The organism is Halocatena marina, assembly GCF_023276375.1.
Lineage (GTDB): Archaea > Halobacteriota > Halobacteria > Halobacteriales > Haloarculaceae > Halocatena > Halocatena marina.
Genome location: NZ_JALLPK010000001.1, coordinates 3491386 through 3505602 on the forward strand (window position 1 = coordinate 3491386; position 14217 = coordinate 3505602).

General features: G+C 55.3%; 19 protein-coding genes. 6 read left to right on the forward strand and 13 right to left on the reverse strand.

Annotated elements, in window-relative coordinates:
* Positions 1 to 146 precede the first annotated feature (146 nt).
* Positions 147 to 569: a Rieske (2Fe-2S) protein gene (locus MW898_RS16490; RefSeq protein ID WP_277999794.1), complete on the forward strand. Its 423-nt coding sequence runs from the start codon at positions 147 to 149 to the stop codon at positions 567 to 569.
* Positions 570 to 572: 3 nt separating this feature from the next.
* Here MW898_RS16490 and MW898_RS16495 read toward each other — a convergent pair whose 3' ends face one another.
* Positions 573 to 869 (reverse strand): transcriptional regulator, encoded by a 297-nt coding sequence (locus MW898_RS16495; protein WP_248908851.1) that lies wholly within the window; start codon positions 867 to 869, stop codon positions 573 to 575.
* Between the two features lie 86 nt (positions 870 to 955).
* Between MW898_RS16495 and MW898_RS16500 the strand changes: the two genes are divergently transcribed.
* Positions 956 to 1912 carry a nucleotidyltransferase family protein gene (locus tag MW898_RS16500; protein WP_248908852.1) on the forward strand — a complete coding sequence of 319 codons (957 nt, stop codon included), beginning with the start codon at positions 956 to 958 and terminating at the stop codon, positions 1910 to 1912.
* A 24-nt stretch (positions 1913 to 1936) separates the two neighbouring features.
* Here the strand turns inward: MW898_RS16500 and MW898_RS16505 are convergent, their stop codons facing one another.
* From MW898_RS16505 to MW898_RS16520, 4 genes are all read right to left on the reverse strand, one after another.
* Complete coding sequence (locus MW898_RS16505; RefSeq protein ID WP_248908853.1) at positions 1937 to 2689, reverse strand: diphthine--ammonia ligase; 753 nt, start codon at positions 2687 to 2689, stop codon at positions 1937 to 1939.
* A gap of 121 nt (positions 2690 to 2810) precedes the next feature.
* Positions 2811 to 3935 (reverse strand): DUF373 family protein, encoded by a 1125-nt coding sequence (locus tag MW898_RS16510; RefSeq protein WP_248908854.1) that lies wholly within the window; start codon positions 3933 to 3935, stop codon positions 2811 to 2813.
* A 32-nt stretch (positions 3936 to 3967) separates the two neighbouring features.
* Positions 3968 to 4966 carry a signal peptide peptidase SppA gene (gene sppA, locus MW898_RS16515; RefSeq protein WP_248908855.1) on the reverse strand — a complete coding sequence of 333 codons (999 nt, stop codon included), beginning with the start codon at positions 4964 to 4966 and terminating at the stop codon, positions 3968 to 3970.
* Positions 4967 to 5040: 74 nt separating this feature from the next.
* Positions 5041 to 5292, reverse strand: coding sequence for an amphi-Trp domain-containing protein (locus MW898_RS16520; RefSeq protein WP_248908856.1), 252 nt, complete (start codon positions 5290 to 5292; stop codon positions 5041 to 5043).
* A 164-nt stretch (positions 5293 to 5456) separates the two neighbouring features.
* Here MW898_RS16520 and MW898_RS16525 point away from each other — a divergent pair, with 164 nt between their 5' ends.
* Positions 5457 to 5714, forward strand: a complete 258-nt coding sequence (locus tag MW898_RS16525; protein ID WP_248908857.1) for a hypothetical protein — start codon at positions 5457 to 5459, stop codon at positions 5712 to 5714.
* Here MW898_RS16525 and MW898_RS16530 read toward each other — a convergent pair.
* Complete coding sequence (locus MW898_RS16530; RefSeq protein WP_248908858.1) at positions 5711 to 6220, reverse strand: TspO/MBR family protein; 510 nt, start codon at positions 6218 to 6220, stop codon at positions 5711 to 5713. The two genes, MW898_RS16525 and MW898_RS16530, sit on opposite strands and share 4 nt — an antisense overlap.
* Positions 6221 to 6587: 367 nt before the next feature.
* Here MW898_RS16530 and MW898_RS16535 point away from each other — a divergent pair, with 367 nt between their 5' ends.
* Positions 6588 to 6908, forward strand: a complete 321-nt coding sequence (locus tag MW898_RS16535) for a transcription factor S (protein ID WP_248908859.1) — start codon at positions 6588 to 6590, stop codon at positions 6906 to 6908.
* 153 nt (positions 6909 to 7061) lie between these two features.
* Here the strand turns inward: MW898_RS16535 and MW898_RS16540 are convergent, their stop codons facing one another.
* From MW898_RS16540 to MW898_RS16550, 3 genes are all read right to left on the reverse strand, one after another.
* Positions 7062 to 7790 carry a tRNA (adenine-N1)-methyltransferase gene (locus MW898_RS16540; protein WP_368409102.1) on the reverse strand — a complete coding sequence of 243 codons (729 nt, stop codon included), beginning with the start codon at positions 7788 to 7790 and terminating at the stop codon, positions 7062 to 7064.
* Positions 7787 to 8152 carry a nascent polypeptide-associated complex protein gene (locus tag MW898_RS16545; RefSeq protein WP_248908860.1) on the reverse strand — a complete coding sequence of 122 codons (366 nt, stop codon included), beginning with the start codon at positions 8150 to 8152 and terminating at the stop codon, positions 7787 to 7789. The genes MW898_RS16540 and MW898_RS16545 overlap by 4 nt, the downstream gene beginning before the upstream one ends.
* A 91-nt stretch (positions 8153 to 8243) precedes the next feature.
* Positions 8244 to 8720, reverse strand: coding sequence for a PUA domain-containing protein (locus MW898_RS16550; protein WP_248908861.1), 477 nt, complete (start codon positions 8718 to 8720; stop codon positions 8244 to 8246).
* 269 nt (positions 8721 to 8989) lie between these two features.
* Between MW898_RS16550 and MW898_RS16555 the strand changes: the two genes are divergently transcribed.
* Positions 8990 to 9169, forward strand: coding sequence for a hypothetical protein (locus tag MW898_RS16555; protein ID WP_248908863.1), 180 nt, complete (start codon positions 8990 to 8992; stop codon positions 9167 to 9169).
* 149 nt (positions 9170 to 9318) lie between these two features.
* Positions 9319 to 10374: a pyridoxal-phosphate-dependent aminotransferase family protein gene (locus tag MW898_RS16560; protein WP_368409109.1), complete on the forward strand. Its 1056-nt coding sequence runs from the start codon at positions 9319 to 9321 to the stop codon at positions 10372 to 10374.
* A 58-nt stretch (positions 10375 to 10432) separates the two neighbouring features.
* On the opposite strand, the gene MW898_RS16565 is transcribed toward MW898_RS16560, so the two are convergent.
* The 4 genes from MW898_RS16565 to MW898_RS16580 all read right to left on the reverse strand — a co-directional run bounded on the left by MW898_RS16565 (position 10433) and on the right by MW898_RS16580 (position 14034).
* Positions 10433 to 11239 carry a class I SAM-dependent methyltransferase gene (locus MW898_RS16565; protein WP_248908868.1) on the reverse strand — a complete coding sequence of 269 codons (807 nt, stop codon included), beginning with the start codon at positions 11237 to 11239 and terminating at the stop codon, positions 10433 to 10435.
* Positions 11240 to 11396: 157 nt separating this feature from the next.
* The gene (locus MW898_RS16570; protein WP_248908870.1) at positions 11397 to 11582 is read right to left on the reverse strand and encodes a DUF7333 family protein; all 186 of its coding nucleotides are present in this window, start codon (positions 11580 to 11582) and stop codon (positions 11397 to 11399) included.
* 56 nt (positions 11583 to 11638) lie between these two features.
* The gene (locus tag MW898_RS16575; protein ID WP_368409110.1) at positions 11639 to 12472 is read right to left on the reverse strand and encodes an aldo/keto reductase; all 834 of its coding nucleotides are present in this window, start codon (positions 12470 to 12472) and stop codon (positions 11639 to 11641) included.
* A gap of 188 nt (positions 12473 to 12660) precedes the next feature.
* Positions 12661 to 14034 carry a geranylgeranyl reductase family protein gene (locus MW898_RS16580; protein ID WP_248908872.1) on the reverse strand — a complete coding sequence of 458 codons (1374 nt, stop codon included), beginning with the start codon at positions 14032 to 14034 and terminating at the stop codon, positions 12661 to 12663.
* Between the last annotated feature and the right edge of the window lie 183 nt (positions 14035 to 14217).

Genomic DNA, 14217 nt, shown 5'->3' on the forward strand with positions numbered 1-14217 from the left:
CGTCTGATTCATCGTTTCGTCGGTACAGAACACGGCTTCAAACACCGAGCGTTCGTACGTGTTCTCACGACATTCTCGTGGGACGGCTGCTCGTCGCGCTTTGTGTTACCGATTGATTAAAATCGATCGAGTGTATTCGTCGGATAATGGACGTGGACACGGATGATCGAATTGTGTCGGTCGATGAGGTTCCTCGTGAGACGACGTTTCTGTTTACTGTCCGTGAGATATCGACCGACGAAGAGCGAGAGAGCATTCTCGTCCGGTCGAACGGTGAAATCACCGGCTGGTTGAACTACTGCCAACACTTCACGCATATCCGACTTGATAAAGGATCGGGTGCAGAGATGCGCGACGACGAGATCGTCTGCACCAACCACGGCGCGATGTTCGAAGCTGACACTGGACGATGTACGTTCGGTCCCTGTGACGGTGCGTACCTCGAAGATATCGAGATTACGATCGACGATGGGAGCGTCTATCTCACTGACTCCGACTACGAATTCGTTTCCGTCGGACCGAACGAAACCAGCACCGATCTTACTTCAACCTCGAATATCGAGTTTTAATTGTCACTCCGTTTCGATCGTGAACACCGGTTCGTCGATGCTTTCGTTTTTACACTCTGGACAGCGCGACGGTCGATTGATGAGGTCATCGAAGTTTGAGAAGCCACATTTTTGACATGTGGGCGGAGCGACGAGCAGGGTCTCGTCAGTCGGATCGAGTGATTTCGAGAGGTGTTCGACGTGCGAGAGCACTTCGCCGCTCCGGATACCGAATTCGTTCGCGAGCACTCCGGGGCGTGTTGGGCTGCTCCGAAGATGCGTAGCAATCTGTTGGCGCGTCGTTTCGCGCTCGCCCTGCATACTCAGTGGTTGGTACTCATCCCCCAAACTGTTATCGGAAAACGGAAGTCGCAATTGCTATACTTACGCGCTGAGTGACGCCGACTATGCACGCAGTCGTCCTGGCTGGTGGCTACGCCACACGATTGTGGCCGATCACCCGTCACCGTCCCAAGATGCTTCTTCCGATCGGTGAGACGACCGTTATTGACCGAATTCTCAAGGAGCTTGAGGGGGATGACCGCATCGAACACGTCTATCTGAGCACGAATGAGAGCTTCGCTGACGATTTCGAAGCACACATCGATGACCGAGGCTACGAGAAGGCTTCGCTCTCGGTCGAGGATACGACCGCAGAAAGCGAGAAATTCGGTGTTATCGGAGCACTTTCACAGCTGGTAGAACGCGAAGATGTCGACGATGATCTCCTCGTAATCGCTGGTGACAACCTCATGGGCTTCGATATCGCCGATTTCATCGATTATTTCGAAGCGCGCGAGAAACCGACGCTTGCAGCGTACGATGTTGGCTCTCGTGAGAAAGCGACCTCCTATGGGCTGCTCGCGCTCGAAGACGAGCAGGTGGTCGACTTCCAAGAGAAACCAGATGACCCAAAGAGTACGCTTGTCTCCATCGCGTGTTATGCGTTCACCGCTGACTCGCTGCGGTTCCGTGAGTATCTCGATGGCGACAACAATCCCGACGAACCAGGGTGGTTTGTCGAATGGCTTCAGACGCGCGAGAGCGTGTACGCGTACTGTTTCGACGAGCCATGGTTCGACATCGGTACGCCGGAAAGCTACCTCGAAGCTGTCGCCTGGGCGCTCGACGGCGATTCTATCGTCCACGAAGACGCGACCGTCATCAACAGCGACATTGGAGAGAACGTTCAGATAATGGCCGAAGCGGAACTCTCAGATGTCACCCTCTCGGACACCGTCGTCTTCTCCGAGACGAAACTTTCAGACGCGACCATCACAGATTCCGTCATCGACGAATGCGTCGATATCGACGGCGTCTCCCTCGACGAATCGCTCGTTGGGCCGTACTCGCGGCTGTCGTAAGAACGACCGACCGTCGGGCGTTTTTTACTGTGAGTCACTCGCAGCTGCGCTATCGCAGCCGAGCCACGCGTCCGTGATGGAGAGTCGTCCGCGCATCCCACCCTCGTCCCATTCGGTCTCGTACGCAAGTTTGATCGGCGCGCGCATGTGCGGTCCATCGGTCACGATCGTTTCGAACTCGCCGCCTTCGCCGAGAATGTGGACGCCGTATCGTTCGTTGAGGTCCTGTAGTTCACTCAGCGTGTCTCTGTCGAGCGTCCGTCCGAGCCACGATTCGTCGAATCCAGCCGCCGCGACCTGTACGATCCGGATCTCAAAGCCAGCGTCGAGCATTGCGTGGGCGAGAGCTGTCGGTGATTGCTGCCACAGTGGCGCAAACAGTGTCGCACCGAGGCGGTCGCACATCGACTGGACACGCGAATTCTGATAGTCGCTTTCGACCGCGCCGACCGTGATTCCCCCAATTCCACCGAGATCTTCGCAGAGCGCTTCCAGCGTTTGTTCGAGCGGTTCGAGTTCGGCGTCTCCCTGCGCACCCGCGTCGGTCACCGAATCGGTTTCGAACCGCTCTGGATACACATCCACAAGGGGAATACCGATGCTTTCGGCGGCGAGTGTTGCGAGATCTGTCGCCGGAACGTGGTACATGTACGAATCACCATCCGGGTGAACCGTCACGAGTCGCTCGATCGGATGCCCTGCCTCAAGCGCCCGATAGAGCGCCCACGAAGAGTCCTTGCCTCCCGAAAAGAGACTCACCCACGGCGTCTCTGTCATTGTACGAGATAGCCGACGAGACAATAAACGGACTACGATCCCAGCTGGATCTGCACAACTGTTCGTCACCGCAAACAAAAACGTGGGTCTGTTGTGATCTTCGAGGAAAATGTGATCAGACTCACTGCCGTTCGGGAAGTTCCTCATCGACAGTCACTCTGTTGACGTGCGATGCAAACATGACGCCAAGAAGACTGACGAGGATCCCTGCGATGACGAAGATGAGGAGTCGCGTGCTATCGAGGAATGTGAATCCCTGAACGGAGATCGGCCCGACCGTGGTTGATGAAATTCTGAGTGGTTCGATTTGGCCTGCATTTTCGAGAAAGAACGCGGAGAAACCACGGATGACGAGCCCGACTGCGACGATACCGAAGGGGGCATTGAGGAATGTGCTTCGAATGGTATTGTTGTTGAGGAGTTTATCGAACAGTTGCCCAGTACTGGCGGCGAGTGCCGCGAGCGCGAGCCATGGAACGCTGGCGAAAATGAATTTGACCGCCATGAGTGGCCCTGGCTTCATTGCTGATGCGGTAATACCCCCCGCGAACAGTCCGATGAGCGCGAGTCCGGTTCCAACAGCGTACGTGACGAACGACACCTGTCCGGAGTAGAACGCCTCACGAACAATACCCGGAACGCGAGCGAGAAGATCGTCGATTCCCAACCCCTTGTACAAGAAAAATGCGCCGATAACAGCTGTAACCACCGCTACCACGGCAGTAACACTGTTGGTGAGTGTCACGATCACCGGGACTGTAAGCAAAGCGGCTCCAAGCGGGATGAGAACGGTGCTACGGAGCTCTTCGTCGGAAAGCAGCTGTTTCAGGAGATAATACGTCGACTCGATGTCGCGGGCTTGCCGGACGATGACGCGGTCGACCGCGTCAACGCGGAGACGACTCTCGATGATCGGCACGGCAAGTTCGTCTTCGGCACTGTCAACGACAACGATCGCCGACTGTGGTTCGTACTCGTCCACGAGATCATCGACTTGATGGGCAATTGAACGGTCGATATCGACGGAGTCACCCGTCCCCGAGACGACTGCTGTAACCGCATTGTCACAGTCTGCTCGAAGCTCTCGCGCGACACGAAGCATCTCAAGAAGACAGTTGACACGACTGTCCTCTGGTTCGTCAATTCCCGCCGTTGTGACGAGGTCCACGACGGCTTTTTCGCCGACGACGGGCGTCTCGCAGTCAAAGCTTCCTCCGCGGTCGACGCACAGCACCAGCGTGGTCACAGTATTCCGGATGACCTAACGGAATAAAAATCCTATAGGCGGAATTCAAATGTGTCGTCAAACTGACTTGATATTCCGGCACCGAACGCGAACGCAAGCGACTGTGTTCCACCTTTAATTCGTTGTGCCATCCCCCGTTTCGGTTCGAACTCCGTCTGGGATGCTTCAGTTCCGATCAGATTACTAACATGATCGAGCACATCCTCGTGCGTTCCGAGCTTATCAACGAGACCGAGGTCGTGGGCGTTCTCACCGACGTAGATACGAGCTTCCGTGTCGCGGATGTCATCTGGGTCGAGATCTCGCCCTTCGGCAACGCGCTCGACGAAGTGATCGTAAAAGTTGTCGATGAGACCTTGGAGATACGCCCGTTCGTCGTCATCGATATCTTTCAGCGCCATTCCCGCGTCTTTGTACCGGCCAGCGGCGAATCGTTCGTAGGAGAGTCCGAGCTCTTCGGCCAATTCACTAGCATTGAGGCGGGAACCAATCACACCGATGCTCCCGACAATACTCGTATCACGCGCCCATAGCTCGTCGCATCCGCTTGCGATCCAGTAGCCTCCGCTGGCGCACGTGTCCGTCGCGTAGGCGATGGTTGGTCCGTCGAACGCCATTACCGCGTTCCGAATGTCGTCGCTCGGAACGATCTGTCCGCCGGGTGTATTGAGTTTCACAACGAGCGCTTCCACATTCGTATCCGCGTCTGCTTGTTCTATCTGTTCGACCGTGTCGTCAGCGGGAATCGCGTTGCCTCGCCCTGGTACGGGACCAAGGTCTCCATCGCGGGTTATCGGCCCCTCGACGGCTACCTCTGCGACGTTGTAAGGTGGGACGACTTTCATGGCGAGACGGCTGGCGATGCGGGCACCGATCACGACGGTCACAACGGTGAGCAACACGCCGAAAACCTCGATTTCTCCGGGGAGCCAGAGAAACAGAAACGCACCAACGAGGGTTGCAATAACGACTCCAACGAAACCGACAACGAACCGACTGGCGCTCGCTCTCGTACTGTCTGGGTGTGCCATACGTCACCATTAGGGAGAGAACAATAAAATGGGATGCGATATGAGCACGAAACCGTATGGCCACGTTGCCTTCGTCATTCACTCTGTGGTGACCACGTGAGTGTAACCGACACCTCTTCTTTGCTGCTTCCGAGCATGCTCGAACGCTCGTTTACCTCTGTCGAGCACGAGACCGTCTGCGTGGGGTGGAGAACGACCTCCTTGTTGCCTACCGGTACCGCCATTTTTGAATCCTCATCGTCGGCAACCTCCACTGCAAGTTTCCGGAGGTACTCGGCGACCTCCGTGCGACTCATCTCTGATTGAAAGCTGGTCGTGTCGGTCATTGGTACCACCACACTACCTACGGCTTCTATTGATAAATATTCGCTCGTCTGAATCTGTCGAAATCATCAATCAGTGTCAAATACCAGCAGTCGCGTTGCAGACGGAGTCCCCGTCATTCAGTCAACACAGTTATGTTCACATTTAATCTGTAATAGATTGAACGATGGATTTACCCGAGTACCAGTGGGATCGGATCACTGCATTCTTTGTTGGTGTCGGTCTCGCTGTCTGTTTGGTTGTCTTCGGTCCGCAATTCCCCGAGAATCTTACCGTCCCTCTTTCTTTACTGCCTGTCGGGTTTCTCCTCTATGGTGTCACTGAGCAGACTTGGCAGACCACTGTGAAAACAGTTCTTGGAGTCGGATTTGGGATTTGGGTCGGAAAGTATGCTGAGAGTATTGGCCTCCTTCACCTAATTTAATTCAGTACCCAGAACTGGTAATTGAGGTAGGCAGCGAACGAGACCCACAGGAGATATGGCACGAGTAAGAGCGCTGCTCGTCGATCAACGCGGTTGAAGACCCACATCGTTGCAACGATAAGCAGCCAGAGGAGTCCAATCACGACCAGCGCCCAGCCGATTTCTCGCATTCCGAAGAAGACCGCTGACCAGCCCACATTGAAGACGAAATGAACCACAAATACGGCGATACCAGTCCGAACCTCTCGGGGTGACGACGTGGCTTGTCGCCAGACGAGCCACAGCGCGACTCCGATGAGTGCGAACAAGATGGTCCAGATGGGGCCGAATACCCAGTCCGGTGGCGCAAGCGCCGGCCGTTGGAGCGTGCCGTACCACCTATCGAGACCTTGGGCAGTGAAGATGCTCCCGGAAGCGCCGATGATCTCAACAGTCAGGATTGCAATTGCGAGCGCAAGGAGTGGACGAGCGCGAGGTAACTGGCGGAGCTTAGAGAGTGAGAACACAGCATCTGATTCGTCTCACTGGCGCAAATATGTGTGCTGATATTGGGCTCTGATTGACTGTTCCGTTGAAAACTATCTACAAACCCTCTAGAGCCGATATTTCAGGATAGATCGCCTATATATTCTTTACAATCTGCAGACTGCTACGAGAGATGCCTGCTCAGAGACGATGATGGTAAAGGCGAAGGTGAAGACGAAGGCGAAGGTGAAGACGAAGGCGAAGGTGAAGACGAAGGCGAAGGCGAAGGTGAAGGCGAAGGGAAAGTGAAGGCGATTGTGATGGTGATATCCTCCGCTGATACCGGTTGTTGCTTTCGTTCTGCGATCAATCCTCGTCCTTATACATCCTGACCTGTTTCAAGCGGTCATGAAGTTCTGCGACGAGTGCGGCTCGATCATGCACAAGGAGGATAACACGTGGGTGTGTCGCTCTTGTGGTTATGAAGCATCACGTGATACTGCCGCCGAGCAGAAAATGGTCACCACACAGGCACAAGAAGACGGCGGAATCGTCGATATAAGTGAGGCTGAAGACAGGGGACTCCCCTCCACGTCTGTTGTCTGCCCGAACTGTGATAACGATCGAGCGTACTGGTACATGCAGCAGATCCGATCGGCTGATGAGTCCGAGACACGATTTTTCATCTGCACTGAGTGCGAACATCGGTGGCGAGAAGACGACCACTGAGGCGCTTCCGAACATCTCCTGTCTTTCACCTGAGTTGGTTAGTCGAGTCTATTGATGTACCGAGACGGTCCACAACACGACTGATGAACTCAGCAAACTGATCGTCATTTTCGCTAAAAACTGAAAGCGGTTTATCTTGGGCTTGGAGTGAGTTTACGCCCGCGCGAAAATGAGATATCCAGTGTGTCCGACCCCGGCCGTCGAGGGGCGTGTTCCGCGCTCGTCGATATCCATCCCTCGTTGAATCGTTTCGTAGGTTTTGATATCCTGTAGATCGGTCGATCGGGCAGTTTCGACGACAGCGCGTGTTCCTTCGACGAAAGGAACGTACGCCGAGAGGAATCCACCGGGGACGAGCAACTCTGATGCGCGTTCGACGACGCGTGGGGCGTCTTTGGTGTCGAGCGTTATGAGATCGAATCTGGATTCCTGCTCGGACAGTTCGTCCAGGTCGTCGGTTACATCGCCTGTTCGAACGGTGACGGCATCGTCTACTCCCGCAAGCTCCATGTTCTTTCGCGCTACGTCGGCGAACTCCGGGTCGTGCTCGTAGGTGGTAACCGTCGCTCCGGCGCGCGCGAGGTACGCACTCAACACTCCCGTTCCAGTTCCGGCGTCGAGTACCTGATCACCCCCACTACAGCCGGTGTGGCCCATCACGAGTCCGATATCTCTGGGCATCATCGGTGCGCCGGTTCGCTCGAAGTGAGCAAAGAGGTCGGGACCGCGAAGCGCTCGTGCGGTGAATTCTTCACCGAGATGCGTCTCGACGATGTCGCCGGGCGCAACAGTCTCGGGAACTTCAATGACACCGAGATCGGTTTCGAGCGTTTCACCCGGTGCGAGGAGATACTCCCGATTCTCGCGAACGAGGAGAATCACTCGAGGCGGGATATGGCAGCCGCGAGGTCGCCGTCCTCGGCTTCGAGGGCTTCGCGTGCCTCCTCTGTGTTCACACCTGCCCGCTGTGCGACGATTTCTACGTCTTCGTCGGGAATCGCCTGCTCGTCAGCACTGTCGTCTGTGCTGGAATCGCTTGTGGCCTGTGTATCCGGCTCGCCAACGATCTGGTAGGTCTCCTGGCCCTGTGCGGAGATCCGCTGTACCTCTGGGGACGTGAATACCAGCTCCTCGTCTGCTGTCCGGATAATAACTTCCTCGGCATCGATATCGTCGGTTTCGATGCCCATCTGCTCCATCATCTGCTGCATCTTACGTGGGTCAAGACCGCCTCCACCAAACATACCTACTTAGAAACGCGGCGTCGGCAAAAACATACTGTTCCATGATGACGCTAAGCGAACTCCCTCATTGTTCGAGCCAACAGCGATTGGCTCAGTCGGCCTCGGCTCCTTCGCGGACTGTCACCGCTACCCCGGTTTCGAAATCGTCCATTGCGTGAGACGGTAGTTCGGCCCGTCCGACAGCAAGCACTGTTCCGTCGTGTGTCACGAGAACCTCATCCCCTGGTCTGACTTCCGCGTCTACGGCGTGTACGAATTTCGCAAAGGCGTTTTTCTCATCTCTGACGAACGGAACACTCTCACTGCCGACCTCGACAGCCGGTCCACCGATGGCGTCGTAGAGGCGCTTTCCTCCTTCGACGCCTAGTGTGAATCGTCCATCGATCCCGTAGGAGACGATCCGTTGACCCTCGTGTGGCCCACCCCCACACGTCACCTGCTGGGGCCGTCCTGATGAGGTGTGCATCACCGTCTGTACCTCCTCAGCTGGGAACAGCGCCCGACCAGCACCGTTTCCGAACTGGTAGTCCGCGATCGTACACAGCGTCTCCCGCTCGGCCGGATCCATACACTCCGCTGCGAGTCGGCAAAGAAAAGTCCCTCGATACGATCTGTGAGCTGCTCAATTTTCCTTTTTTCTCGATTCCACATCAGAAGCGAGCCGCGAGACTATAACTTCAAATACTATCCAATATTAATATGAATTAACTTTGATGTATATTTCGCTCCAACAATACCTCGCACATGTTGCCCCCGTGCAACTATTCATAACGAACGATACTGTAGTTTAGATCGATTTGGTGACATTTATACGGCTGTGTAACCACTATTTATACAATGGCAACAGAGAAACAAAACCTCGGAATCGGCGTTTTCCTTTTGGCCGTTAGCACCGTCGTTATCATCGCTATCGCCGACACCGGAAGCGCTGTTCCTGCCGCTCTGGGCGGGGCTGCCACGCTCACAATGGCTGCTGGTGCGCTCATCGTCGGTCTGTACGACGGGACAGGCGTTTAAGCGAGGTAAAACGGTCTTTGCGACTCGGATACCTATTTTTATCACTGTTGCTACAATGGAGTGCGCATGCACGCTCACAGAGAACAACCGACTGACTCTAGAATTGCGAGCCGTGCGACGATGAGCATCGATCACGCTCGGGTGATGCTATGTTGATGACGCCCGGACCGACAGCGGTTCCAGAGCGGGTTCGTGCGGCGATGAGCCAGCCAATTCACAATCCGGACGTTCAGTCGGAGTTTGCCACGTTCTACCGTTCACTGACGGAGGAGCTCGGCGAAGTGTTCGGAACCGATGATGACATCGTGATTCTCGGTGGCGAGGGAATTCTCGGACTTGAGGCGAGTCTGGCGTCGATTCTCGATGGGGGCGAAGACGTGTTGTGTCTCGCTAACGGGCTGTTCGGGGAGTGGTTCGAGGAGTTCGTCGAGTTGCATGGCGGTGTGCCGATATCCTGTTCGACCACTGGGACAGAACCACTCGACGTCGAGACTGCCAAATCGCTGCTCGCCTCCCACGACATCGAGGTTGCCACGATGGTCCACTGCGAGACGCCCACCGGAACGCTCAACGACCTTTCTACTATTTTATCACTCTGTGCCGAGGAGGGCGTCACCACGATCGTCGATGCCGTCTCATCGCTTGGCGGGACGCCAGTTCCGACCGAAGACATCGACATCTGTATCGGTGCTTCCCAGAAGTGTCTGAGCAGCCCCCCGGGACTCACGATGCTATCGGTGAGCGACAATGCGTGGGATGCGATCGGTGAGACCGAACAGACCTCGTTCTACACGAGTCTCGCGCCGTGGAACGATTTCGGAGAGCAGTTCCCGTACACTCACCTCGTCTCGAATCTCTATGCGCTCGATGAGAGCGTCGCACTGGTGCGCGAGGAGGGGCTCGAACACGTATACGAGCGCCACGACAACGCTGGCGAACTCTGTCGAGAGCTGGGCAGGGAGCTAGGACTGTCTACGTACGCACCAACTGAACGGTGCTCACCGACTGTGACGGCATTCGAGATTGAGGATGGAAACGCCCGCACAGTGCAGCGCAAACTCCAAAACGAGCACGACATTATTCTTGCAACGAGTCTCGGCGATCTTGAAGACAACATTCTCCGCGTCGGTCACATGGGCACGAACGCAGATCAGGACAACGTCGAACGAACGATGTCGGCACTCGATGACGTACTCTCTCAATAGTGAGTGCCCCACGACCGGTGAACTGTGTGGCAACCGCCACATCACGCACGGACAATGATCACACGGTCGTCTTTCGGGCGGTGATCATCTCTACCGTCACGTCTTGCGTGAATGTCTCTTCTTCCCGTTCATTCAGGTGGGTGCGCAGGTCAGCCTCGAATGCGTCTTTATCGTCTCCGAATATGTCTGGAGAGCAGTATGACAATGAAAAGACGTAGCCAACGATGCTGCCGATCTCCCACTCGCGCTCGCTTTCGATGGACGTGACTTCGATGTCGGTGAATTCGAATTCATCGACCATCTCATCCCACGGATCGTCGTACTCTCCGTCAGTCGGACCAGTTCGCTCTGGCAGCGCTTCGAGATACTCATCCGCGAGTGTGTACACAGCTTCGTGCCATGGCTGTCCGCCCCGAACCAACCATTCTTCGTCTGTGATGATTGCAATACCGCCGCCCGGTTCGATCATAGAGCACAGTTGATCGAGTGTTCTCCGCTGATCCATCCAGTGAAACGACCGTCCCATCGTTACCAACTGAAACGTTCCCAACTCGTTGCTCAAATCCGAATCTGACCCGATCACCCATTCGGTATTTTCTGCCTCGTGCTCGCTCGCATCTGCCTTGCGGCGAGCCTCACGAAGCATCCGTTCATTCGGGTCCATCCCGATGACTTCGTTCACATGCTCTGCGAGCGGAATGGCGATTTGCCCAGCTCCACATCCCAGATCGAGAACACGGGCAGACCCATCCAACGCGAACTGCTCTCGAAGAGACGTTATGGCCGCATCGGGATAGCTAGGTCGGTAGTGAGCATACCATTCCTCTGTACTTTCGAATAGCTCCGAATCGTCTGCTGTGGACATCGATCTGATGATTTATTACAGGTTGGCGATCGAAGTTCTATCGAACGTTCAAGACACCCTTCTGAGACAATCGGGTTCTCACTCGACGCCTTCAGACGTTCGTAAAAATGTCGTCTCTTTGCGAGAAGTGACCAGCTCTGATATCCATCACCAATGCTCAGTGTGTTGCGCGGAATTCGCCGTGCTTGATACCAATGTAGAACGTGACGATTCCAAACACGAGCAATCCGCCGCTGACCATTGACTTGGTCGTGGCCGACATTGGGCTACTCAGTGTGCCGCCGAGAATAATGACGAGCAATACGACGAACAGGCCGATCGATGTTGTTTGATCGAAGTCCATATCGACGGTTCGAATGACGACGGAATAAGGCTTCAGGTCACCGATGTGAACAGTGGTTACCAGCTGTCCGGTGCGAATGACGGATTGATCTGTCGGTCTTCTCGGTCGATGTTGTCGATGGTCGAGATGTCTCCATCGTCGAGCGAGAGAGTGACTGACTCCGCGTTATCGCGGAGGTGATCTTCGCCGGTTGCTTTCGGAATCGCGGTGATTCCCTTTTCTCGCAGCCACGCGAGGCTCACCTGTGCCTCGCTGACTCCATGCTCCTCGGCGATTTCCTGTAGTTCTGGAACATCGAACACCGCCCCTCGTGCCAGCGGCGAGTACGCGACGAGCCGGATGTCGTTGCTGGCGCAGTAGTCACGCAGCCTTTTCTGCTGGAGCAGTGGGTGACACTCGACCTGATTGGCAAAGATTGGTGCCTCAGAGACTGACTGTGCCGTCTCGAGAAGCTCTGGTGTGAAGTTACTCATACCGACGTGCTCGATGAGACCAGCATCGGCCAGCTCATCAAACGCACTGAGTGTCTCTTCAGCATCGTACGGATCGGCTGGCCAGTGGGCGTACAACAGATCAACGGAATCGACACCGAGCCTGTCGAGACTCTCGCGGGTAGTCTCGATGACATCGTCGTAGCCGAGTTGCTCGTACCACACTTTCGTCGCAAGAAAGACCTGCTCGCGGTCGACATTGGCCGTTCGAATTCCCTCCCCGACACTCGCTTCGTTGCCGTACACTTGCGCTGTGTCGATGTGACGATACCCCATCGAAAGCGCCGTACGGACGCTCTCTGCACACTGCTCGGGATCGGAGTTCTGCCACGTTCCCAATCCGAGCATCGGCATCCCACGTGCAGTCGGCACACGCTCTGCGAGTTGTTTCTGGTCCATACACAGCGTTCGTTCGAGAGCGCAAAAGGGGTTGTGAACGAATATGTTGTGCCATACCCCATCGTATCAGATCGGACCAACACCAGAGGATGCTGCAGCTACCGAATGGTGAAATGGTAGTAAGAATGTACAGTAGGGCTGTACCGTGTCGTGTCGTACAGTGCTGTATTGTATTGTATTTGGTTCTCTCAGTACTTGGAATCGGCGTCGGCGATCTCGTATACGTCATCGAGGACGTCGTCGCGCATTTCTTTCCAGTGTTCGAATCCGTCACTGCTCGTGGGGTACTCATCGTAAATACGTTTGAGCTCACTTCCTTTCCTGTTGATCCGCCAGAGATCATACAGCATATCCCAGTGACCGATCGTCTTCGCAGCGGTTTTCACTTTTGTGAGCATTCCCATCGAGGTCGACCCGCTTTTCGCGACGGTTTCAGCGATGTGCTGAGCGGGGAGTTTCGTGATGACATCGAGAATTTCATCGAGACCGGTTGCACTACCCCAGATGTTGTAGAGGTCCATCGTGGCGAACGTCTTGCCAAAGTCGGTCATCACTTGATGATTGTACCTCCATAGCGCGTCTTCATCGTCCGTCCGACCGTCCTCGATCGCATCGACGGCGACCTGAGCGGCCCAATGACCGGCTTTCGCTGCGCCCGGAATGCCGCCCCCTGTGATTGGATTGACGTGACCGGCGGCGTCACCGACAGCGAGGAAACCGGGTGCGACCGCCGAATCGTACGGTCGTCGGGTGGGTAATGCCGCCCCGAGTTTGTCTTTGACCCGTGCACCAGCGAACTCAGCCCGATCTCGAAGATCCTCTTTGAGTACCTCGACGAGCTTCATCGGTGGTTTGTTCATCTGGAAGCCGAGACCGACGTTGATCTCGGTCGCCGTCCGTGGGAAATACCACAGATATCCCAGCTCTTCAGTCGGTTTGAACACAAGTGCGTCGTCCCAATCGACGGGGTTGTCGACTTCAAGGACTTCACGGTAGGCCGAACAGAACTGCGAGTAATTGACGTTCGTATCGAACGTTGCATCCGAGAGATCGGCTTTATCTTGTAACAGTGAGAGTGCTCCCGCGGCATCGATGACGATCTCAGCCTCGTAGTTGGTCACCGATCCCTTTTGTGTCGCCTTTACACCCTCAACGGCTCCATTCTGTATAACGTCGTGGACGACCGTATTGTAGTGAATCTCTGTACCGATGCGCTCTGCTTCTTCGAGAAGGACCTCACCGTAGCGCTTGCGATCGACGACAGCCCCAGTCACACCACCGAACGGAATGTCCATCGATTCGCCACTCTGAGGATTCTCAAAGCGTGCGTGCGTAATGTTATTGTTAGTGAATGATTCTTGTCGGAGGTAGTCGAGATCAATCGTATCGGGGAACGTACTCTTTCCTTTGATGGCGTCGCCACAGGCGATGTGCCCCGCTTCGTCGGCACTCTTTCGTTCCAGAAGAGCAACGTCAAGCCCCTCGCTGGCAACCGACGCAGCAGCAAACGCCCCGGATGTCCCGCCACCGACGACGAGTACATCATAGGTTTCCGCAGGCATATGTCCGCGTTACGTGTCTCATCATAAAAATCGGTCGTATACCCTTCTTCCTGCCGGAATGTCGTATCCGATCACGACACATGATCACCACTTTGACGGTAAATCCACCGGACGCCATCCGCTTTCCGCCGAATAATTCTAATCTTTCCAACGCAAATTCACCACAATCTGTTCTATGATACC